General features: G+C 41.5%; 23 protein-coding genes. 18 read left to right on the top strand and 5 right to left on the bottom strand.

Features of this window, described 5'->3' with window-relative positions:
- Positions 1–322 precede the first annotated feature (322 nt).
- From HMPREF9182_RS05565 to HMPREF9182_RS05520, 10 genes are all read left to right on the top strand, one after another.
- Positions 323–1225 carry a GHKL domain-containing protein gene (locus tag HMPREF9182_RS05565; protein ID WP_176605748.1) on the top strand — a complete coding sequence of 301 codons (903 nt, stop codon included), beginning with the start codon at positions 323–325 and terminating at the stop codon, positions 1223–1225.
- Positions 1200–1964 carry a LytTR family transcriptional regulator DNA-binding domain-containing protein gene (locus HMPREF9182_RS05560; RefSeq protein WP_009754551.1) on the top strand — a complete coding sequence of 255 codons (765 nt, stop codon included), beginning with the start codon at positions 1200–1202 and terminating at the stop codon, positions 1962–1964. Before HMPREF9182_RS05565 ends, HMPREF9182_RS05560 begins: the two co-directional genes overlap by 26 nt.
- Before the next feature lie 460 nt (positions 1965–2424).
- A complete protein-coding gene (locus HMPREF9182_RS05555; protein WP_009443076.1) occupies positions 2425–2607 on the top strand; it encodes a hypothetical protein in 183 nt (60 codons plus the stop codon).
- Positions 2608–2641: 34 nt separating this feature from the next.
- Positions 2642–2983: a hypothetical protein gene (locus HMPREF9182_RS05550; RefSeq protein ID WP_009754576.1), complete on the top strand. Its 342-nt coding sequence runs from the start codon at positions 2642–2644 to the stop codon at positions 2981–2983.
- A gap of 20 nt (positions 2984–3003) precedes the next feature.
- Positions 3004–3195 (top strand): hypothetical protein, encoded by a 192-nt coding sequence (locus HMPREF9182_RS05545; protein WP_009443511.1) that lies wholly within the window; start codon positions 3004–3006, stop codon positions 3193–3195.
- A gap of 196 nt (positions 3196–3391) precedes the next feature.
- A complete protein-coding gene (locus tag HMPREF9182_RS05540; protein WP_009443444.1) occupies positions 3392–4048 on the top strand; it encodes a CPBP family intramembrane glutamic endopeptidase in 657 nt (218 codons plus the stop codon).
- Positions 4049–4143: 95 nt separating this feature from the next.
- The gene (locus HMPREF9182_RS05535; RefSeq protein ID WP_176605747.1) at positions 4144–5184 is read left to right on the top strand and encodes a thioredoxin domain-containing protein; all 1041 of its coding nucleotides are present in this window, start codon (positions 4144–4146) and stop codon (positions 5182–5184) included.
- Positions 5185–5322: 138 nt separating this feature from the next.
- Positions 5323–7476 carry a peptide cleavage/export ABC transporter ComA gene (comA, locus tag HMPREF9182_RS05530; protein ID WP_009443219.1) on the top strand — a complete coding sequence of 718 codons (2154 nt, stop codon included), beginning with the start codon at positions 5323–5325 and terminating at the stop codon, positions 7474–7476.
- A gap of 9 nt (positions 7477–7485) precedes the next feature.
- Positions 7486–8844 (top strand): competence pheromone export protein ComB, encoded by a 1359-nt coding sequence (gene comB, locus HMPREF9182_RS05525; RefSeq protein WP_009754435.1) that lies wholly within the window; start codon positions 7486–7488, stop codon positions 8842–8844.
- Positions 8845–8949: 105 nt separating this feature from the next.
- The gene (locus HMPREF9182_RS05520) at positions 8950–9387 is read left to right on the top strand and encodes a thiol reductase thioredoxin (RefSeq protein ID WP_009443155.1); all 438 of its coding nucleotides are present in this window, start codon (positions 8950–8952) and stop codon (positions 9385–9387) included.
- Positions 9388–9444: 57 nt separating this feature from the next.
- Here the strand turns inward: HMPREF9182_RS05520 and HMPREF9182_RS05515 are convergent, their stop codons facing one another.
- A complete protein-coding gene (locus HMPREF9182_RS05515; protein ID WP_009754650.1) occupies positions 9445–11058 on the bottom strand; it encodes a GBS Bsp-like repeat-containing protein in 1614 nt (537 codons plus the stop codon).
- Positions 11059–11303: 245 nt separating this feature from the next.
- Here HMPREF9182_RS05515 and purD point away from each other — a divergent pair, with 245 nt between their 5' ends.
- From purD to purB, 8 genes are all read left to right on the top strand, one after another.
- On the top strand, positions 11304–12563 hold the full coding sequence (gene purD, locus HMPREF9182_RS05510) for a phosphoribosylamine--glycine ligase (protein WP_009443906.1): 1260 nt from the start codon (positions 11304–11306) through the stop codon (positions 12561–12563).
- A 60-nt stretch (positions 12564–12623) separates the two neighbouring features.
- Positions 12624–13817 (top strand): ATP-grasp domain-containing protein, encoded by a 1194-nt coding sequence (locus tag HMPREF9182_RS05505; protein WP_009754411.1) that lies wholly within the window; start codon positions 12624–12626, stop codon positions 13815–13817.
- 19 nt (positions 13818–13836) lie between these two features.
- Entirely contained in the window at positions 13837–14325 is a 489-nt protein-coding gene (gene purE, locus HMPREF9182_RS05500; protein ID WP_009443647.1) for a 5-(carboxyamino)imidazole ribonucleotide mutase, read from the top strand.
- Entirely contained in the window at positions 14312–15391 is a 1080-nt protein-coding gene (gene purK / locus HMPREF9182_RS05495) for a 5-(carboxyamino)imidazole ribonucleotide synthase (protein WP_009754881.1), read from the top strand. Before purE ends, purK begins: the two co-directional genes overlap by 14 nt.
- A 147-nt stretch (positions 15392–15538) precedes the next feature.
- A complete protein-coding gene (locus tag HMPREF9182_RS05490; RefSeq protein ID WP_009754760.1) occupies positions 15539–16174 on the top strand; it encodes a YdcF family protein in 636 nt (211 codons plus the stop codon).
- Positions 16175–16188: 14 nt separating this feature from the next.
- The gene (locus tag HMPREF9182_RS05485) at positions 16189–16416 is read left to right on the top strand and encodes a hypothetical protein (RefSeq protein ID WP_009443775.1); all 228 of its coding nucleotides are present in this window, start codon (positions 16189–16191) and stop codon (positions 16414–16416) included.
- A gap of 3 nt (positions 16417–16419) precedes the next feature.
- Positions 16420–17112 carry an aspartate/glutamate racemase family protein gene (locus HMPREF9182_RS05480; protein ID WP_009754590.1) on the top strand — a complete coding sequence of 231 codons (693 nt, stop codon included), beginning with the start codon at positions 16420–16422 and terminating at the stop codon, positions 17110–17112.
- 116 nt (positions 17113–17228) lie between these two features.
- On the top strand, positions 17229–18524 hold the full coding sequence (gene purB, locus HMPREF9182_RS05475) for an adenylosuccinate lyase (RefSeq protein WP_009443505.1): 1296 nt from the start codon (positions 17229–17231) through the stop codon (positions 18522–18524).
- 44 nt (positions 18525–18568) lie between these two features.
- Here the strand turns inward: purB and HMPREF9182_RS05470 are convergent, their stop codons facing one another.
- From HMPREF9182_RS05470 to rpmF, 4 genes are all read right to left on the bottom strand, one after another.
- On the bottom strand, positions 18569–19135 hold the full coding sequence (locus HMPREF9182_RS05470) for an NAD(P)H-dependent oxidoreductase (RefSeq protein WP_009754325.1): 567 nt from the start codon (positions 19133–19135) through the stop codon (positions 18569–18571).
- A complete protein-coding gene (locus HMPREF9182_RS05465) occupies positions 19132–19728 on the bottom strand; it encodes a TetR/AcrR family transcriptional regulator (protein WP_009754916.1) in 597 nt (198 codons plus the stop codon). The genes HMPREF9182_RS05470 and HMPREF9182_RS05465 overlap by 4 nt, the downstream gene beginning before the upstream one ends.
- Before the next feature lie 225 nt (positions 19729–19953).
- Positions 19954–20103, bottom strand: a complete 150-nt coding sequence (rpmG, locus tag HMPREF9182_RS05460; protein ID WP_001265622.1) for a 50S ribosomal protein L33 — start codon at positions 20101–20103, stop codon at positions 19954–19956.
- A 15-nt stretch (positions 20104–20118) separates the two neighbouring features.
- Positions 20119–20301: a 50S ribosomal protein L32 gene (gene rpmF / locus HMPREF9182_RS05455; RefSeq protein ID WP_008809991.1), complete on the bottom strand. Its 183-nt coding sequence runs from the start codon at positions 20299–20301 to the stop codon at positions 20119–20121.
- Positions 20302–20305: the final 4 nt, after the last annotated feature.

The following is a 20305-nucleotide window of genomic DNA, read 5'->3' as shown; positions in this document are numbered from 1 at the left end:
ACTTTGGTTGTTAATTTTTGCAATCATTACGAATCGATTTGCCACTTTTGCTACTTTTTTCTTTTTCTTGCTTTTGTATCGCCGACGTTTTAAAAAGACTTGGGAAGTATCATTCTTTTATGGGAGTTATATCCTTTTAACTTACCACATTATTCGGTATTTTATTAGTTCTTTTGTTTTATACTTGTACAGCTTATCTAGCTCTACGGAAACAGTGTGGCTTATTTTGGACTACATGGGTATGGCGATACTAGTCTTTTATCTTCACAAGTGGCTACTTGGTATATTTAAGATAGATTTTACCCTCTTAGAAGAAAAGACGATGTCAGCAACATTAAAATCGGTTAATATTGTTTTTGCTAGTCTGTTGTTAGCACGTATTGCCAATTTGGCTCTGTCATTTTTTATATCGGATGCTAAGAAACCTTTTAATACGACGATTTCTTTGGTTATGTTAGTCGGCTATATTGCATCTTTAGTCTATGTAAAGACTCAGCAAGAAAAGTATCGCATCAATCAAGTCCTGCTTATAAAAGAGGAGCAAATCAGGGACTTAAATCAGTTTATTAATAAACTTGGGAGTCTATATGATGAAATCCGTGGAATTCGTCATGATTTAGGCGGTGTCGTGGCTAGCCTGCGACCAGCTATTGCAGCAGGAGATCTATCTCATATCGAAAAGATCTATGAGGAAGCCCTAGTAAAGCTAGATATTCAACTACATAATGTAGATTATTACTCTTTTGATGTAAAAAATATAGATGATCTAGCTCTTAGAAGCGTCATTGCGAATAAAGTTTTGCAAGCAGAAAGAGAATCGATAGTTATCGGTGTAGAAGTACATGAGTCCATACCTGTCGTGGCTGTTCCCATGCTTGAAGTCATTCGTATGGGAGATATTATTTTAAATAATGCTATTGAAGCTGCTAGACAGACTAGTCAACCTTTTGTGAGGGTAGCGCTTTTTATGGACGATGAACAAGTAGCTTTTGTTGTGAGCAATAGTCGTTTAGATGCTCCTATTGATCAAAGTAAAATTTGGCAAAGAGGCTATTCTACCAAAGAAGTCGGCCGAGGGGATGGGCTAGCAAATTTACTAGATTTGGTGCGTAGCTATGAGAGGCTGGTATCTCTCCAAACTCGAGTGGAGCGTGAAAGTTTTACGCAAATATTAAAATTTAAACAGAAAGGAGAGAGTCATGAACATTACCATTTTAGAGGATAACTTAGAACATGCAATTCGTCTTGAGAATGTAATCAAAGCAATAGCTAAGGACTTGCATATTTCCGTGCGAGTTCATACGACAGGAAAGGTAGCAGAGTTTCAGGAGTCAGTAAAGATGGATCGAGCCCATCATTTGTATTTTCTAGACTTGGATATAAAGGGTGACCAGAGACAAGGTTTTAAGATGGCAGAAATTGTTCGCGAGCGGAATCCTTTTGCGATTATTGTCTTTGTAACAACTATGTTTGAAAGTGCTCCATTGGCGTTTGAATATCATATATCTGCTCTAGATTTTATTCGAAAAGACTTGAAAAACTTTGATCAAAAAGTTCGAGATTGTATGGAATACGCTTGGCGGCAGTTCAATGTTGCTGAGAGCATGGAGCGACCAGAAGATATTTTATGCTATAGCTACAGGGGGAAGCTCGAGTTAAAAGTGCCTTTTGAGGATGTTTTTTATATCGAAACAACACCTATTTCTCATAAGTTACTGGTTCAAGCACGGAATTTTCGTATGGAATTTTATGGGACAATTTCAGAAATTATGGAAATAGATGTGCAACAACGATTGTATAAAGTCGATCGTTCAACGCTGATCAATGTTGATAATATTACAAGTGTTAATAAGCGGGCGAGGGAGCTAATCTTTTTTGATGGTTCAACTTATCCTTTGCCTCCAAAAAGGCTAAGAATGGTTGAAAAGTTATTAGTGGCAAAAGGGGATAATGATCAAAAATAGGATCTGGAGTCATTGTAGAGCTTATAAATTGTTCAAAAACGAGGCTGGGACAAAAGTCCTAGCCTCTCAATTTTCTTTGGATTGTCGAGCATGACGCAGTGGTTGAGTGGGCTCTACTACGCTGATTCCATCAGCTTTTACAGCCCTACTCAACTGTGCGGAGGTGGGACGACGAAATCGAATTCTAACGAATTACCGATTTCTGTCCCACTCTCTTTTTATAATTTATTCGGAAGAATATTGGAATCTTACTTTTGTGCGTAGAACAAGCAATTTTGTTCTTGAACGAACCATTCAACATAGATTTTTAAATCATTTTAGGCACAAAATGGACTTTTTAGGGAAAAATATTACAAAAGAAAAATAAGGTTTATACTAACAGTAGTTAAAGAAAGCGCCTTCTTTAAGAGAATGAGGTACAGGTAACTCCGCAAACCTGTAAAATGAAAAGGAGTGAAATATGAACTCATTAGAAAGTAAATATATGACACTATCAACAGAAGAGATGGCTACTGTTGTAGGGGGAGACTGGTCTAAGATAGTTATTGATTATATAGCAGATAAGTTTGTAGATGCTTTTGGCGACTATAGTACAAATAGTTGTCGTAAAAATCATAGACAGTGGTTTTGTATCCAAGTCTAAAAGTATTTGTCTGCTGTCTTTATAGGAGTGCTTTATGAAGAATGTAATAAAATTATTGCTCTTATATCTTTTTGTCTATTATCCTGTAAAAGAATATTTTGGAAGAGAAAGTATGATGAGTTTAATATTATCTATTATTATTTTCGTTTCTTTGTATTTCATTATATTTAAGTATAAAAAAGATAAGGAAAGGTTTCACAGTATGCAAGTGTCAATGAGAGAATTAAAAAAGGAAGAGCTAGAATGTGTTATTGGGGGTTTTTCTTGGATTCCCATAGGAGCTTACTTTGTTAGTAAAATGATTGATGAAGCAGTTTCTGAAAGTACAGCTAGTTGTCGAAGAAATCCAAGACAATGGTTTTGTGTAAAAGTGTAGTGAGAGAGGAGTATTTTGCAATGCAATATTTAAAAGAAGAAGAATTAGCATCAGTTACCGGTGGAACTTATTGTTCTATTTTTGATGTAGGGTGTTGGAGTTGGGGAGTATTCAAAAGTGTAATAGGAACATTTGGTCCTAGTGCTCCCCATCCAGAAGCTTGCATTCCTAAAAGTTCTTGGAATCCAGTTCCACCGGTTCCTTGCCCGTAAAACCCAATATTGGAATAATTTATTTTATGAATATATAAGAGGTAGTATAAGCAGAAAGAGTTTGTATATTATCTTCCTATTTAGGGAAAATGTACTAGAAATGTAAAAAAGCAACTGGCGAGAAATCGACTAATTCTTTCTCTCCAGTTGCAGTTTTATTCTGGTTTGATAGAAACTCAAAAACGGAGATAAATTTATGAAAACATTTTTTAAGAAAGCGGAATATGTCCTTCTGACATTATTTGTAGTCTTTCTCAGCCAGGTACCATTTATTTATGAGAAGCTGATTATTAGTGGTAAGGGATTTAGTGCCAGGACGACGATTGTTGATGCTTTTATTTGCTTATTGATTGTTTTTTATAGTTTGAGAATGGCTAAGAAAGAAGGCCTTTTATCACTTGATTTTTCATTTTTTAACTGGGGAGCAGTAGGAAAGCTTGCTATTTCTTATTTTTTATCTCTACCATTGGGAATAATAGTGTTAGCGGTAAAAAGAGTTGAAGGGGCTCCAAAGGTAACGTCTAATCAGGCTGCTCTGGAAGAGCTATTTAAGCATATGCCGATGCTTTTGATCTTGTTTGGAGTTATTTTAGTAGCGCCTGTTTTGGAAGAGATTGTTTTTAGAGGCTTAATTCCGCAAAAGCTATTTCCTAAGCACCAAATAATTGGAATGGCAATAGGAACTGTTCTTTTTGGTCTCTTTCATTCACCGAACAATCTATCCAGCTTTATCTTTTACGCGGGGATGGGGGCAATCTTGGCTTGGGTGGCTTATAGTAGTAAACGATTGGAAATGTCAATTCTAGCGCACGCACTTCGAAATGGGGTCACTTTCTTACTCTACTGGTTATAAGATTATTTATATCATTAGAAAGATGTGAGAACGCTTTGTTAGTCACGCATAAGATTTAATAGAATAGCAGGACAGAGATTATTATGAAAAAGTATATGTTATTAACAATAACCCTTTTATTATTTTATTCAACAGAAGTGATATTGGCAGATGAATCTATAACTGCTAGCACTTCTGAGGTACAGGTAGTAAATAAAGAGATCAATCGTACGGAAACAAAAGTTGATGGTCAAGTTGAAAAAGATTTACAAAACAAAGAGGACAAGACGCCGGATTTACTGAACGAGACGCAACAAGAATCTATATCGCATAAGGATAAAGAGCATAAGGAAGAAACATCAGATGAATCTAAAGAAGTAACGATAGAAGATTATGAAAAAAATGTCGCAAACTTTAGAAAAATCGGTATTGAGCAGTTGATGGAGATTTTTCAACCAGATACTAAAGGAGAGACTGTACTTTATATTGGTCGTCCGACTTGTAGGCATTGTCGGCAATTTTCTTCGACTTTAAAAGAATTGAACCAGCTGATTGATGGAAAACTATCCTATTATAATGTAGATGGAGACGATTTTGATGAAAAGGCACGGGAGTTTATTTTCCAAACTCTGGGAGTGCCAGGGACTCCAACTTTGATCCACATGAAAGAAGGCAAACCAATCGGAGCTTTCGTAGGCGGAGGCATTTCTGTACAAGAGTTGTATAAGGCACTGTACAAGAAAGAACCGCCGACTCAATCAGAAATAAAATCAGAAGAAGCAGGTCAAGAGTCTGATGTTCTCTCAGAAGACCAACAGGTACGAACTCAAGAAATTAGCGAAGTTGCCAACGCTCAACACCAAGTTGAATTAGTTGCTCTTCCCAATCCAGAAGAAAGACAAAGTACGTTACCTTCAACGTATATTCCCATCAAACAAGCTCCCAAACCAGAGTCGCTTCTAACTGTATCAAATGTCTCTATGCATTCCACCCATTGGAACAGAATGTTACCGACTACAGGAGAAATCTCTCCCTTATTGTTGCAGATATTAGGGCTTCTTGCTTTTTCTGGTGGTATGGGAATTCTGCAAATTAAGTATAGGATAAGAAAACATGATACTAAAATAATGAATCTACATTTGAAAAGAATTATGTAGCATTTTAAGAAAGTGGACTGAAAAATTAGAAACATTTGAGAAAAGAAGCTTGGCAAGTTGCCAAAATCTTGTCGTTCAGACAAGTTTTTTTATTATCATAATGCTATCAAGTACAGATACATATGGAGAAAGATTTTTATGAAGTTTAGGAAACGACACTACCGTGCACAGGTAGATACAAGAGATTGTGGCGTGGCGGCTTTGGCGATGGTTTTGGGATATTATGGCTCATATGTTTCGCTGGCAACTTTGAGAGAGAAAGCAAAGACGACAAATGATGGCACGACAGCTCTTGGTTTGGTCAAGGTGGCTGAGGAGCTTGGATTTGAGACACGAGCTCTTAAGGCGGACATGACTGTGTTTGGGATGGAAGAAGTATCTTATCCTTTCATCGCTCATGTGCTTAAGGATGGGAAACTTTTACATTATTATGTGGTGACCGGCTATGATAAGCATACGATTCATGTGGCAGATCCAGATCCTCAGGTCAAGATGACAAAGATACCACGAGAACGCTTTGCGCAGGAATGGACAGGTATTACAATCTTTTTGGCTCCTAGCCCAGCTTATAAACCCAGTCAAGAAAAGAAAAATGGCCTTTTAGATTTTATTCCGCTATTGACCAAGCAAAAAGGTTTGATTACCAATATTGTCCTTGCAACCTTATTAGTGACAGTGATTAATATTGTCGGTTCTTACTATCTTCAGTCCATTATTGATACTTATGTACCTGATCAGTTGAAGACGACGTTGGGAATGATTTCTGTCGGATTAATCATTGTCTATATCTTGCAACAGTTTTTATCATACGCTCAGGAGTACTTACTCTTGATTTTAGGACAACGTTTGTCAATTGATGTTATCTTGTCTTATATCAAACATGTTTTTCAGCTTCCGATGTCTTTTTTTGCGACACGACGAACAGGGGAGATCATCTCTCGCTTTACAGATGCCAATCGGATCATTGATGCCTTGGCGAGTACGATTTTATCTATATTTTTGGATGTATCAATTGTCTCAGTTATAGCAGTAGTGCTTTTTTCACAAAATGCCAGTCTTTTCTTTCTGACTTTACTAGGTATTCCTGTTTATGCTCTGATTATTTTTCTTTTTATGAAGCCTTTTGAAAAGATGAACCATGAGACGATGGAAGCAAATAGTGTGCTGTCTTCTTCTATTATCGAAGACATAAACGGAATTGAGACCATCAAGTCTTTGACGAGTGAAAAGCAACGCTATCAGAAAATTGACAAAGAGTTTGTTACTTATTTAAAGAAGTCTTTTGCCTACAGTCGTTCTGAGAGTTTGCAGAAAGTCTTGAAAGCTGCAGCTCGCTTGATTTTGAATGTATTGATTTTATGGGTTGGTGCTACATTAGTCATGGATCAGAAAATCAGCCTAGGTCAGCTCATCACCTATAATACGCTTTTGGTTTACTTTACTAATCCTTTGGAAAATATCATCAATCTCCAAACCAAATTGCAGGCGGCTCGAGTAGCCAATGAGCGCCTGAATGAAGTATACCTGGTTCAATCAGAGTTTGAAGAAGAAAAACTGATCCAAGATTTGAGTCTGCTGCAAGCAAATATTGAGTTTCGTGGAGTTAGCTACAAATACGGCTATGGCAAAAATGTTTTATCAGATATTGAATTTAGTATTCCTGCTGGGAGCAAGACAAGCTTTGTTGGTATATCAGGATCAGGAAAGACGACCTTAGCTAAGATGCTGGTCAATTTTTACGATCCAAACCAAGGTGAAATTTGTCTGGGAGGAGTGAATCTCAATCAACTTGATAAAAAAGCTTTGCGTCAGTATATTAACTATCTCCCTCAACAACCTTATGTGTTTAACGGTACGATTTTGGAGAATCTACTTTTAGGTGCGCGTGAGGGCACAAGTCAAGAGGATATTTTGCGAGCAGTCGAGTTAGCAGAGATTCGAGCGGATATTGAGCGGATGCCCCTCAATTACCAGACAGAGCTGACGGCAGATGGAGCAGGAATCTCGGGTGGCCAACGCCAGCGCATTGCTTTGGCACGAGCTCTCTTAACGGATGCGCCAGTCTTGATATTAGATGAAGCAACGAGCAGTTTAGATATTTTGACGGAGAAGCGGATTATTGATAATCTCATGCAGTTGGACAAAACGATTATCTTTATTGCTCATCGTTTGACCATTGCAGAGCGCTCGGAGAAAGTTGTTGTTTTGGATCAGGGGCGTATTGTCGAGAGCGGAAGCCATCAGGAACTTTTAGAAAAAGAAGGTTTTTACTACCATCTAGTCAATAGTTAGGGAGAGATTATGAACGAACAGTTTTTAGAAAGTGCAGAGTTTTATCAGAAACGCTATCACAATTTTGCGAGCTATTTGATTGTGCCCAGTCTCATTTTGCTAGTGTTTTTAGTGGGTTTTGCTCTACTAGCCAAAAAGGAAATTTCGATTTCCAGCAGAGCTTCTGTAGAAGCTAGCCGAGTGCTGTCGCAGGTTCAGTCAACAAGTAATCAAGCAATCATTGCAAATCACTTGGCAGAAAATAAAGAAGTCAAAAAAGGAGATCTACTCATTCAGTACACCATGGATGGTGAGTTAGCGCAAGAGCAGAAATTTTCTAGTCAGCTAGGCTTACTCAAGGATCAAAAAGGAAAACTTGAAACGTTGCGATCTAGTCTGGAGAGTGGAAAAAATCAATTTTCTGAGCCAGATAGCTATGGATATGAGCAAAGTTTTAAAGATTATCAAAATCAAGTCACAAGTATGACCAGCTCGGTCAATCAGCAAAATAGTACAATAGCTTCGCAAAATACTGCAGCAAGCCTATCACAGGCGGAGCTGGGGAATGTTATCAGTGATATGGATGGTAAGTTGCATGATTATCGTCAGCTAAAAAGTGCCATTCAAACAGGTAGTAGTGTAGATGAGGAAAATCCACTTTACACCTTGTATCAGTCTTACAATACACAGCTGTCTCAGACGGAGAACAAAACTGCTACAACAAATCAAATAGTAGCGCAGCTTGATGATCAAATTTCTCAGCTAGAGTCGGCAACTACGGGCTATCGCATCCAGTATGCTGGCGCAGGTGCCCAGCAAGCTTATGCAGGAAATCTATCTAGTCAATTAGCTTCTTTGAAAGCTCAGCATTTAGTTAAGGTTGGACAAGAAATGACTAGTCTGACACAACAGATTTTAGAAGTGGAGAGCAATCTCAAGCTTCAAGAAGGCGTGACCAATAAAAGACGCGTCTTGGCTCAGATGGATGGAGTACTCCATCTTAATTCCGAATTGAAGGGTTCAAACCTTGTAGCAGAAGGGACCGTATTGGCACACATTTATCCTAAAATTATGAGTGAAAAAAAGGTTACTTTGGTTACCTATATCTCTTCAAAGGATATTTCTACTGTTAAAATCGGAGATAAAATTCGCTTTATAACAGCAGATGATGCGAATAAGCAGCTAGTATTAGAATCTAAGATTTCGAGTATTGATGCCAATGCAACTCAGACTAAGCAGGGCAACTTTTTTAGGGTAGAGTCTGAAACAAGTGTCAATCAAGAACAGGCTAAAAAGCTTCGCTATGGATTAGAAGGTAAATTCATCATGGTGACAGGCCTAAAGACTTATTTTGACTATTACATGGAGAAATTATTTCATCTAAACTAGTCAAAGTTGTATTGTTTCGCATGAAACATAAAATGTGCAGGGCAAATCGTCCTGTTTTTTATTATTTTGCTATAATAAAGTAAAATAAGGAATGTGATATGTAGCATGAAGCAGAAGAAATGGTATTTAGTTGGTTTGTTGCTTCTAGGAATTGTACTCTTTGGTCTTACTCATCCGATACAGACAGAGGTGGCCGAGCGACGGGATGGATTGACAGAATATAGAGATGTTGTGCAATGGTTTCGAAAGGTTACACCAGATGAGCTGATGGCCAAGCAAGAAGCAGGGCAGGATTTTTACTTGTATATTGGTCGAGGGACTTGCCCATACTGTCGCCATTTTGTACAGCAGTTAAAAAAGGTAAAAGCAGATTTTTACTACATAGATAGTGAAAATAAGACGGAGCCTCTTAGTCGTTTTCGTAAATTTTACAACATTAAGTATGTACCTTATTTTGGCTATTTTAAAGGAGGGCAGCAGGAAAAAGTGCTAAAAATCACTCCGCAGACAACAAGTGATGATATACAGGCTTTCTGTGACTAGAAAGTCTTTTTGTATGCTCAAAAGCACCTTCTGTGACTAAGAAGGTGCCAGTCGTATCTAGTAGGGATAGATGTAGGAAACAGTGCCTTGGGCGATAGTTGGGTCAAACCAGCCTCGGAAGTTTGCGATGTATCGTTGACCAGCATAGTTTGCTTCCTGGATCTGAATGCGTGTGCGCGAGTCTACATGAGTCACGACACCGACATGTCCGTACCCACCATCAGTCCAGCATGCAATAGCGCCCACTTGAGGAGTAGTTCCGACATGGAATCCAGCTTGCTTGGCACTGGCCGCCCAATCTCCGCCATTTCCCCACCAATTTCCAGCCCAAGGAGCTAAGACTTTAGCGCCCCAAGTACACTCTCCGATAGGATAAGTATTGGTTGGGTCAATCGTACGTGTCTGTTTCAATGGTGCTTTAGGAGGTGTCACTTGAAAAGTAGAAGACATGATTCCGGTTACCTTTCCGCCAGATTGTCGATAAACATGGACATGATAGAGACCATCACCGATATGATGATTGGCGTTAAAATCTAACGAATAGCGGCCATTTCCGAGAGAATTTGCGGTGTACCAACGGAGATCATCTTGTCCATTTATATCGGACCAGATTGGAAAGAGGATATTTCCATCGCCAAAACTGTTTTGCAAGGTGATTTGATAGAGAGCTTGATCTTTGTGAGTAACTTGGAGAATAGGATTTGCTACTGGTTGTGCGGGTTGAGGGAGTGATATATTTTCAGCCACATAGCCTACATGGCTACCATCTTCATAGGTGATATAAATGTGGTTGATGTAGTTACCATAGATCCGTTGGTGATTTTGAATGTCAAATTGAACAGTAAAACTACCATTTCCCGTTGGAATCGCTTCGTACCATTTTAGATTACTTTGATTTGGAGTGCTCCAAATGGGAACTCTAACAGATTTGATTCGTTTTGAATAGGAAGTCTCTTGTATACGGACAGTATAAGTTCCCTTTGTTTGATCAATGTTAGTAATACTGATTTGAGGCTTACTATCGTGGGCTGGTTCAACCTTCTTTTCCTTGTTTACTTGGGTAGAAGCACTTGGTTTGGAGTGTGAATCATTTTTTGAGACACTTGCTGGTTGGCGAGATGGTGCTTGTTTTGTTTGATTGTCTGGTTTTGAGTAGGGGTTGCGAGGATTATCGATTCGTTTGTTGCTAGATGAAGTCGATGGCTTGATTGGTGATGGAGCATCTTTTACTGAGACTGACTTGGTTTGATTTTCCGCCTGCTCTGGTCTAGCTTTATTTGCTGGGGATTCTGACTTATTGAGAAAGACGGTTTTACTACTGAGGTGATATTTAATTCCATTTGCATCTAGGTAGGTTTCGATGCGAAAAGTTCCTTGACCTTTGTGCTGATTTAAGTTGACTTTAGTTGAAGGTGTGTCGGCTTTATACCAGATAATATCGTCTTGGCCACCCTCCTCAGACCAGACGGCATGTTGGATGGTATAAGCTTCTTGCGCAGCGGTTGGTTGGTACTGAACAATCGCCGTTTGTCCTTCAAGCTGAACGGAAACTTCGCTGGTCATAGCTGTCAGCTGGGATGGGCTAAACTGTTCATTCGCTATAGCTAAGGGAGCGGATAGTGAGGTCAACAAGGTTGCTGAAAGCAGTAAGAAATTTTTGTATTTTTTCATACATCTCCTTTACAATATTTTTTTTGGAAAACTCCACTTATATTATTCGGGAAATTTATTGGAAAAATCAAAGTTTAGAAATTATCAAGCTTCTTCTACCATATTTCTTTCATTTCAAATGGAATAAAGCGAACGATTGTGATATAATTTAGATAAATAATTCGTAAAAATTGCACTGGTTTTTACGTAATGTGTAAGCTTGGTGCGTAAGCGCCTGTGATATTGGATATTGAGGTATCTTGGCTATGAAGCTTTTAGTTGTTGGTTCAGGTGGTCGCGAGCATGCGATTGCCAAGAAGTTATTGGAGTCTCAGGGTGTGGAGCAGGTGTTTGTCGCACCTGGAAATGATGGCATGACCTTGGATGGGTTGGATTTAGTAAACATTGGAATTTCCGAACATTCCAAACTGATAGAATTTGCCAAGGAGAATGATGTTGCTTGGTCCTTTATCGGTCCGGATGATGCCCTGGCTGCTGGAATTGTAGATGATTTTAACCAAGCTGGACTCAAGGCTTTTGGTCCATCTCGTTTAGCAGCGGAGTTGGAGTGGTCCAAGGATTTTGCCAAGGAAATCATGGTCAAATACGGCGTGCCGACAGCAGCCTATGGCACATTTTCCGACTTTGAGGAAGCTAAAGCCTACATCGAAAAGCAGGGAGCGCCTATCGTGGTCAAGGCGGACGGCTTGGCTCTGGGTAAGGGAGTGGTCGTCGCAGAGACTGTGGAGCAGGCGGTCGAGGCCGCTCACGATATGCTCTTGGATAATAAGTTCGGCAACTCAGGTGCGCGCGTGGTTATCGAGGAGTTCCTGGATGGCGAGGAGTTCTCCCTCTTTGCCTTTGTCAATGGCGACAAGTTTTACATCCTGCCGACGGCTCAGGATCACAAGAGGGCCTACGATGGGGACAAGGGACCCAATACAGGCGGCATGGGAGCTTATGCGCCAGTGCCTCATCTGCCACAAAGCGTGGTGGACCAGTCAGTTGAGACGATTGTCAAGCCGGTTCTCAAAGGCATGATAGCTGAGGGCCGACCTTATCTGGGCGTGCTTTATGCAGGCTTGATTTTGGCAGCAGAGGGTCCTAAGGTCATAGAGTTCAACTCGCGCTTTGGCGATCCAGAGACCCAGATTATCCTGCCTCGCTTGACGTCTGACTTTGCGCAGAACATCACGGACATTTTGGACAAGAAAGAGCCTGCTATCACCTGGCTGGATGAGGGGGTGACACTTGGCGTAGTTGTCGCTTCAGAGGGCTACCCGCTGGACTATGAGAAAGGCCTGCCTCTGCCGGAGAAGACAGACGGCGACATCATCACCTACTATGCAGGGGCTAAGTTTGATGGCAATAGCCAGCTACTCTTGTCAAACGGCGGCCGCGTCTACATGCTGGTCACCACAGCAGATACCGTCTCAGCTGCGCAAGAAAAAATCTACGACCAACTAAAAAAACAAGACACCACAGGTCTCTTTTACCGTACGGATATCGGAAGCAAGGCTTTGTAAATCAAATCTATGAAACTTTTTAGCCGTGAGACTTAAATATAGAATTCAGGTGTTTGAAAAATGAAAAATAGGTTGCTATTTTTAGAAGGTTCAAGCTTGACCTCACGAGAAACTTTGACAGTTTTGTTGAAAGAAAGCTATAAAATTGATGTATTATCTCCTGGAAGATTTTCCATTGCACACTTTAGCCGTCTAACCCATAGAGTTCCGATAGTTGATGTGAATCGTTTTCCTGTAGATTATCTGAGACAGGTTAGTCAGTTGCTTTGTAAAACCAATTATAAGGCCATTTTGCCAACACATGAGGAAGGCTGGTTATTAGCAAATGGAAAGCAATTTTTGCTTCAATCGCTACCAATCGCCCTTGCTGATAAAGAGCAGTTTAAAAAGTTGGCTGGAAAGATTGCTTTTGCTGAAACTGCGGATTTATTAGGACTTCCCACACCTAAGTGGGAGTACGTGAAAGATGCAGACTCTATCCTGCTAGACTATCCTTATTGGCTGAAAGCAGATTATGGTACTGCCGGTCGATCGGTTTATAAGATTTCAAGTAAGAAAGATTTGGCTGAAGTGACGAGCAAATTAACAGCGAGTGATGAGGAATGGATGGTTCAGCAAGACATAGTTGGAGACTATGGTCAGGTTCAAGCAGTGTTTGATCATGGAGAATTACTCGCAGTGCATTCTAGCGTAAAAGTAGGTTCTGGCGCGGGTGGTTCGGCTGCGGCAAGATTAAGCATAGAATCTAAAAGAACGAGAGAGCATGTTGAAAAATTAGGACAATATATACAATGGCATGGTTGCCTAACCCTAGATTTTATACGTAGGGGAGACCAATTTTACTATATAGAGTGTAACCCTAGAATGGTAGAGCCTGCTAACGCCTATAAAGCAGGAGTTAATTTTCCAAAAATCATGATAGAACTAGCCAGTCACAGCTACGCTAAATCTGAGGTCATTCTTGGTCAAGCAGGCGTTGAGACGCATAGTCTGATGGCTTTGATTATTGGAACAGCTGAGAAGACGAAAAGTAGAAGAAAAATATTGCAGACAATAAAGTACTGGCTTTTAAGACGTGATAGTGAAGAAGTGTTGACACCTGTCTGGAAGGATTTGCCGAGCATTATACCTCTTGTGACAATTATACTTCGTTTATTGCTAAAACCTAAGAGCGTTGAAAATCTGGTTAATCAGACTGTTCAACATTATAGTGTTGAATCAGCTACTGTAAAAAATATTGAGCAAAAGAATTAGTTTATTCAGAGGAGAAAATATGAAACCAATTATTTCCATCATCATGGGCTCCAAATCCGACTGGGCAACCATGCAAAAAACAGCTGAAATTTTAGACCGCTTCGGTGTAGCCTACGAAAAGAAAGTCGTCTCTGCCCATCGCACGCCCGACCTCATGTTTCAGCATGCCGAAGAAGCTCGTAGTCGTGGCATCAAGGTCATCATCGCAGGTGCTGGTGGAGCAGCTCACCTACCAGGAATGGTAGCAGCTAAAACCACCTTGCCTGTTATCGGTGTACCGGTCAAATCACGCGCTCTTAGTGGTCTGGATTCGCTCTACTCTATCGTACAGATGCCGGGTGGTGTGCCAGTGGCAACTATGGCTATTGGGGAAGCGGGAGCGACAAACGCTGCTTTGACTGCCCTGCGGATCTTGTCCATTGAAGATCAAGACCTGGCAGCAGCGCTAGCTGATTTTGCTGAAGAACAAGGAAAAATCGCTGAGGAGTCAAGCAATGAGCTCATCTAAAACAATCGGAATCATCGGTGGCGGTCAGCTGGGTCAGATGATGGCCATTTCTGCCATCTACATGGGGCACAAGGTCATCGCGCTGGATCCTGTGGCGGACTGTCCAGCCTCTCGCGTGGCAGAGATTATCGTGTCGCCTTATAATGACGTGGATGCCCTGCGTCAGTTGGCGGAACGTTGCGATGTCCTGACCTATGAGTTTGAGAATGTTGATGCCGACGGTTTGGATGCCGTTATCAAGGATGGTCAGCTCCCTCAAGGGACGGACCTGCTCCGCATTTCTCAAAATCGGATCTTTGAAAAGGACTTTCTCGCAAACAAGGCCCAAGTTGCCGTTGCACCCTACAAGGTCGTGACTTCTAGCCAAGACTTGGCAGATATTGACCTGCCGAAAAACTATGTCCTCAAGACTGCAACAGGTGGCTATGATGGACATGGTCAGAAGGTCATTCGTTCAGAAGCAGACTTGGCAGAAGCCTATGCCCTAGCTGACTCAGCAGACTGCGTTTTGGAAGAATTTGTCAATTTTGACCTTGAAATTTCGGTCATCGTGTCAGGAAATGGCAAGGACGTCACGGTTTTCCCAGTTCAGGAAAATATCCACCGCAACAACATTCTCTCTAAAACGATTGTGCCAGCCCGCATTTCAGAAAGTCTAGCTGAAAAAGCCCAAGCAATGGCGGTGCGAATTGCAGACCAGCTCAAGCTATCTGGAACCCTCTGCGTAGAAATGTTTGCGACGGCTGATGATATCATCGTCAATGAGATTGCCCCACGGCCACACAACTCTGGGCACTACTCTATCGAAGCCTGCGACTTCTCGCAATTCGATACTCATATTCTCGGTGTTCTGGGAGCACCATTGTCAGCTATCCACCTGCATGCGCCAGTTGTCATGCTCAACGTACTCGGCCAGCATGTCGAGACTGCTGAAAAATATGTCACAGAAAATCCAAGCGCCCACCTCCACCTGTATGGTAAAATAGAAGCGAAGCACAACCGCAAAATGGGACATGTGACTTTGTTTAGTGATGTGCCGGATAGTGTGGTTGAGTTTGGGGAGTAAGACAGGACCCCAGTTATAAGGTCCGTCGTCTTACCCCTGCAAAGTTGACTAGGCTTGTCGCAGCTGATAAAGTCAGCAAGAGAAGTCAGTCAACCACTGTTAGAAGAGATTGATTTTTAAGAAAACTCTGTGGAGGAAATGTTATAGATGAGACCAATTATCCCGAAAAGTCCAGAAGTTCCGAAAGAGTTCTCTGATAAAGAAATCTCCTTTTTAACTAAGAGTGTTTTCGGGGAAATAATCGAACCTCAGCCGTGTGATGTTTTATTTGTTTTCAGCGGGACTCACCCAGGCCACTGGGAAAGAGCTATTGAGGCATATCAAAAAGGCTATGTAAGACGAATCATTGTGACCGGTGGCCGAAGTTTGACGGGAACGCCTCATCCAGATTGGAATGGCCATACAGAGGCAGAGGTTATTATCCAGCATCTACTGGCTACAGGCATTCCTGAAGAAACGATTAAATCTGAAAGCTCCTCTAGCAATACTTTAGAAAACGTACTGTTTGCCAAAGAAATTTTTGATTTTAACACTGTTGAGACCGTTATGTTCATTTGTAAAAGCCATGCGACTGGTAGGCAATGGCGGACCTTGGCTCAGCACTTACCAAAGCATCTTCGCTACATCCCATATACCTTCAATGCCTTTTACAAGGATGTTGAGATTGGTCGGGATAGCTGGATGAATACAGACATTGGTAAGTCCAGAGTTTGGGGAGAATATCTGCGGCTTCTCCATTATGGAGAAAAGGGAGACATTTTAAAATTAGATGTTGAATTGTGATATAGGAGGTTTCTATGATTCAAATCATCGTTAATGCTTTTGTGGAAGAAGACAAAGAAACTGCCGTTGTGGAAGTGCTCTTTGCTAGTGTCGACCATGAAAAAGTAAAAGCCAAATATCAGGAATTAAAGATTCAATATCCAGACAATTATCTGGCTATCTATAATTTACCATTGGATACAGATCTGAGTAGCTTGCCGCACTATCCGTCGGTGGCGATAAGCAAGGAGGAGTTTGATTAGCCTATGAAAACTATCGGTCTGATTGGTGGCATGAGTTGGGAAAGCACCACATCTTACTACCAAATTATTAATGAAACCATCAAAAAAGAGCTGGGTGGCCTGCATTCTGCTAAGATTCTACTTTATAGTGTTGATTTTGCAGAGATTGAGCATTATCAGGCAGTCGGAGACTGGGAGAAAAGCGGTCAACTTTTGGCAGATGTTGCTAAGCGCTTGGAGCAAGCAGGTGCAGATTTCATTGTTATTTGCACCAACACCATGCACAAGGTTGCTCCGCAGATACAAGAAAAGATTACGATTCCAATCTTGCATATTGCACAGGCAACTGCGCAGGCCTTGTTGGCTGACGGTATTCAAAAAGTCGGTCTCCTAGGGACTAAGTACACCATGACCCAAGATTTTTACAAGGAGAAATTAATAGAGTCTGGGTTAGAAGTGCTGATTCCAAACCAAGCTGGTATTACAGAGGTCAATCGGATCATTTATGACGAACTCTGTCTAGGGGATATCAAAGAAAGCTCAAAGCAGACTTATCTTACCATTATAGATGATTTGAAAAAAGCTGGCGCAGAAGCTGTTATCTTGGGTTGTACCGAGATTGGTCTCCTCGTCAAGCAATCCGACACTGACCTGCCACTCTACGACACAACAGTGATCCATGCACAGAAAGCAGCGGAGTGGGCGGTGAATAAATGACAAACGTAAAATGAAACATGTGATGAGATTGGGTGAAGATGTAAATGAATCTATCATTAGACGAATTTAAATCTTAGAACTTAAAGATAAATATGTGGAACAGGAGAAAAACAACAATGATCAACCGTTACTCTCGCCCTGAAATGGCGAACATTTGGACTGAGGAAAATAAGTACAAGGCTTGGCTGGAGGTAGAGATTCTGGCTGATGAGGCCTGGGCTGAACTGGGTGAGATTCCCAAGGAAGATGTGGCCTTGATTCGTGAAAAGGCTGGCTTTGATATTGACCGCATCTTGGAGATTGAGCAGGAGACGCGCCACGATGTGGTGGCCTTCACGCGGGCGGTTTCTGAGACTCTTGGTGAAGAGCGCAAGTGGGTCCACTATGGCCTGACTTCGACCGACGTGGTGGATACAGCCTACGGCTACCTCTACAAGCAGGCCAATGACATCATTCGTGAGGATCTACGTCGCTTCACTGACATCATTGCAGAGCGGGCGCGGGAGCACAAGTTTACCATCATGATGGGTCGGACCCACGGGGTGCATGCGGAGCCGACGACTTTCGGTCTTAAGCTCGCGACTTGGTACAGCGAAATGAAGCGCAATATTGAACGTTTCGAGATTGCGGCTGCGGGTGTGGAAGCCGGGAAAATCTCTGGTGCGGTTGGGAACTTTGCCAACATTCCGCCATTTGTGGAAAGTTATGTCTGTGAGAAATTAGGCATCCGTCCGCAGGAGATATCGACTCAAGTCCTGCCACGTGACCTCCATGCTGAATACTTCTCAGCTCTAGCCTTGATTGCGACATCTATCGAGCGTATGGCGACTGAAATTCGCGGTCTGCAAAAGTCTGAGCAGCGCGAGGTCGAAGAGTTCTTTGCCAAGGGGCAAAAGGGTTCATCTGCTATGCCTCACAAACGCAATCCAATCGGCTCTGAAAATATGACTGGTCTGGCGCGTGTCATTCGTGGCCACATGGTGACAGCCTTTGAGAATGTCTCTCTCTGGCATGAGCGCGACATTTCCCACTCATCTGCTGAGCGGATCATCGCTCCGGACACGACCATTCTCATTGACTACATGCTCAACCGCTTCGGTAATATCGTCAAGAACTTGACCGTCTTCCCAGAAAACATGAAGCGCAACATGAACTCAACCTTTGGTCTTATTTTCAGCCAGCGGGCTATGTTGACCCTGATTGAAAAAGGAATGACGCGGGAGCAGGCTTATGACTTGGTGCAGCCAAAGACTGCCCAATCTTGGGACAATCAAGTAGACTTCAAGCCTCTGCTCGAAGCGGACCCAGAAGTCACTTCCCGTCTGACTCAAGAGGAGATTGATGAAATCTTCAATCCAACTTATTACACCAAGCGCGTAGATGAAATCTTCAAGCGCGTGGGCTTAGATTAAATATAAAAATAGGCGCTTCTTAGGAAGTGCCTATTTGCTTGTTCTTAAATTTGACTGGCCAGCTGCCTGATTTTCTTGAGCATTTCTTGGCGTTGTTGATCTGTTTTGCGTTCTACACTGTTGAGTTCAGTCAGTTTGACTGGAGAAATACCGCAAGGTTTCAGGATTTGATTTTTAAGTACCTTGCCATAGTCTTGGACGAAAGGCAGGGCAAAACCTGGTGTATTATGGCTGACGATAATCCAGCCGGATTTCCCTTGCAGGTGGCCTTGGAGTCCGACTTTCTTATAAGAGTAGGCAAAGTCAGCCGCAAAGACACGGTCGATAAAGCCTTTGAGAATGGCCGGCATACCGCTCCACCAGATAGGGAAAATGAAAATCAGATGGTCTGCCCAAGTGATTAAATCTCGATATTTGGCCATTTCAGGGTCTTTATGCAGGTCACGGCGTCTGTGTTCTTGATCAAAGCGCAAAATCGGGTCAAAATTTTCGGCATACAAGTCTAAGGTTTTCAACTCGTGCTTCTTAGAAAGGTTGCTTTGAACTTCTTTGAGAATAGCAGCATTGAAGCCAGTTGGGTTGGGGTAGGTGTAAATAATCAAGGTTTTCATGATCGTTCTCCTTTGATATAAATGTCGAGCATGTGCTCGATCGTGCTTTGGATAGCTTGAGGATCTAGGTCTTGTCCGATAGGACTGTTGGTCAGAACGGCTAGACCTGTGATAAAGCTCCAAAAGTGAAAAAGGCTTTCTGCTTCGCTATTGCTAAAATTTTCCTCCTTGCGAAGCTTTAAAACAAGCTCCTTAAATTTATCAAATCCAGGCAGGTCAGACTCTAAGAGAATGGTGTCCTGGGTAACCTTCATATATTTAAAAGGAAATTTGATAAAGAGAGCTTCGAAAAAATGAGGGTAGGTCTTGGCAAAAATAATGAAATTAAGTCCAAGCCGGGTCAGCTGATCACGCGCAGAACCTGTCGCATCAATATTTTCATTGATTTCCTGATTGAGAAACAGCGAAAGCTGGGTCAAAACCACCTTGAGGTAGCCTTCTTTGCTCTCAAAATGGCGGTAAGGGCTGCCATGAGTTACACCGCAGGCCCTGGCAACAGTCCTGAGTGAAAGCTGTTCAATTCCATGTTTTCCGATTTCGTCAATCCCTGTTTGGATGAGCTGTTCTTTCAGCTGGGCAGTATTACGTTTCATTCATCTCCTCCAAAAGTATACGCTGTCTACTTATCTATCTTTAGTATACATTGTCTACTTTTTCTTGTCAAATTAAAAGTGATAATAAGTATTGAAAAAGTAATGTTTATAATTCGATAAAATCCAAAACAAAAATAAAATAATTTAAACCTATTATTACATGGTTTTAGGTAAAAACAAAAAAAGCCTTTGAAATGTTGATTTCATAGGCTTTCTTTATCTCAATTATTTTACTTCTGTAAACACAACGTGTTTGCGAAGTTTTGGTGAGTATTTCTTCAATTGAAGACGGTCTGGAGTGTTACGTTTGTTTTTAGAAGTAAGGTACAAGCGTTCACCAGATTCTTTGTGTTCAAGTGTAATATTTACGCGCATGGTATCTCCCTTCTATTATTCAGCTGCAGCAGCTTTAGCGATCTTACGTCCTTTGTAGTATCCTTTAAGTGATACACGGTGAGAACGTGAGTAATCTCCAGTAGTTTCGTCAAAAGTTACAGATGGAGCTGTTACTTTGTAGTGTGTACGACGTTTGTTTTTCTTCGCTTTTGAAGTGCGACGTGCAGGTACTGCCATTTTC

This window comes from Streptococcus sp. oral taxon 056 str. F0418 (genome assembly GCF_000220065.1).
Lineage (GTDB): Bacteria > Bacillota > Bacilli > Lactobacillales > Streptococcaceae > Streptococcus.
The sequence above is the reverse complement of the archived record's forward strand: the minus strand, read 5'-3'. Positions and strand labels throughout refer to the sequence as shown.

Excerpts from the sequence above, each read along its gene's own strand:
- HMPREF9182_RS05565 (WP_176605748.1), top strand. The coding sequence starts at position 323 with ATGTCAGCAACATTAAAATCGGTTAATATTGTTTTTGCTAGTCTGTTG.
- purK (WP_009754881.1), top strand. The coding sequence starts at position 14,312 with ATGAGCTCATCTAAAACAATCGGAATCATCGGTGGCGGTCAGCTGGGT.
- HMPREF9182_RS05535 (WP_176605747.1), top strand. The coding sequence starts at position 4,144 with ATGTTATTAACAATAACCCTTTTATTATTTTATTCAACAGAAGTGATA.
- HMPREF9182_RS05480 (WP_009754590.1), top strand. The coding sequence starts at position 16,420 with ATGAAAACTATCGGTCTGATTGGTGGCATGAGTTGGGAAAGCACCACA.
- HMPREF9182_RS05490 (WP_009754760.1), top strand. The coding sequence starts at position 15,539 with ATGAGACCAATTATCCCGAAAAGTCCAGAAGTTCCGAAAGAGTTCTCT.
- comA (WP_009443219.1), top strand. The coding sequence starts at position 5,323 with ATGAAGTTTAGGAAACGACACTACCGTGCACAGGTAGATACAAGAGAT.
- purB (WP_009443505.1), top strand. The coding sequence starts at position 17,229 with ATGATCAACCGTTACTCTCGCCCTGAAATGGCGAACATTTGGACTGAG.
- purE (WP_009443647.1), top strand. The coding sequence starts at position 13,837 with ATGAAACCAATTATTTCCATCATCATGGGCTCCAAATCCGACTGGGCA.
- HMPREF9182_RS05485 (WP_009443775.1), top strand. The coding sequence starts at position 16,189 with ATGATTCAAATCATCGTTAATGCTTTTGTGGAAGAAGACAAAGAAACT.
- HMPREF9182_RS05505 (WP_009754411.1), top strand. The coding sequence starts at position 12,624 with ATGAAAAATAGGTTGCTATTTTTAGAAGGTTCAAGCTTGACCTCACGA.
- HMPREF9182_RS05545 (WP_009443511.1), top strand. The coding sequence starts at position 3,004 with ATGCAATATTTAAAAGAAGAAGAATTAGCATCAGTTACCGGTGGAACT.
- HMPREF9182_RS05540 (WP_009443444.1), top strand. The coding sequence starts at position 3,392 with ATGAAAACATTTTTTAAGAAAGCGGAATATGTCCTTCTGACATTATTT.
- HMPREF9182_RS05555 (WP_009443076.1), top strand. The coding sequence starts at position 2,425 with ATGAACTCATTAGAAAGTAAATATATGACACTATCAACAGAAGAGATG.
- HMPREF9182_RS05470 (WP_009754325.1), bottom strand. The coding sequence starts at position 19,135 with ATGAAAACCTTGATTATTTACACCTACCCCAACCCAACTGGCTTCAAT.
- HMPREF9182_RS05520 (WP_009443155.1), top strand. The coding sequence starts at position 8,950 with ATGAAGCAGAAGAAATGGTATTTAGTTGGTTTGTTGCTTCTAGGAATT.
- HMPREF9182_RS05465 (WP_009754916.1), bottom strand. The coding sequence starts at position 19,728 with ATGAAACGTAATACTGCCCAGCTGAAAGAACAGCTCATCCAAACAGGG.
- rpmG (WP_001265622.1), bottom strand. The coding sequence starts at position 20,103 with ATGCGCGTAAATATTACACTTGAACACAAAGAATCTGGTGAACGCTTG.
- HMPREF9182_RS05515 (WP_009754650.1), bottom strand. The coding sequence starts at position 11,058 with ATGAAAAAATACAAAAATTTCTTACTGCTTTCAGCAACCTTGTTGACC.
- purD (WP_009443906.1), top strand. The coding sequence starts at position 11,304 with ATGAAGCTTTTAGTTGTTGGTTCAGGTGGTCGCGAGCATGCGATTGCC.
- comB (WP_009754435.1), top strand. The coding sequence starts at position 7,486 with ATGAACGAACAGTTTTTAGAAAGTGCAGAGTTTTATCAGAAACGCTAT.
- HMPREF9182_RS05550 (WP_009754576.1), top strand. The coding sequence starts at position 2,642 with ATGAAGAATGTAATAAAATTATTGCTCTTATATCTTTTTGTCTATTAT.
- HMPREF9182_RS05560 (WP_009754551.1), top strand. The coding sequence starts at position 1,200 with ATGAACATTACCATTTTAGAGGATAACTTAGAACATGCAATTCGTCTT.
- rpmF (WP_008809991.1), bottom strand. The coding sequence starts at position 20,301 with ATGGCAGTACCTGCACGTCGCACTTCAAAAGCGAAGAAAAACAAACGT.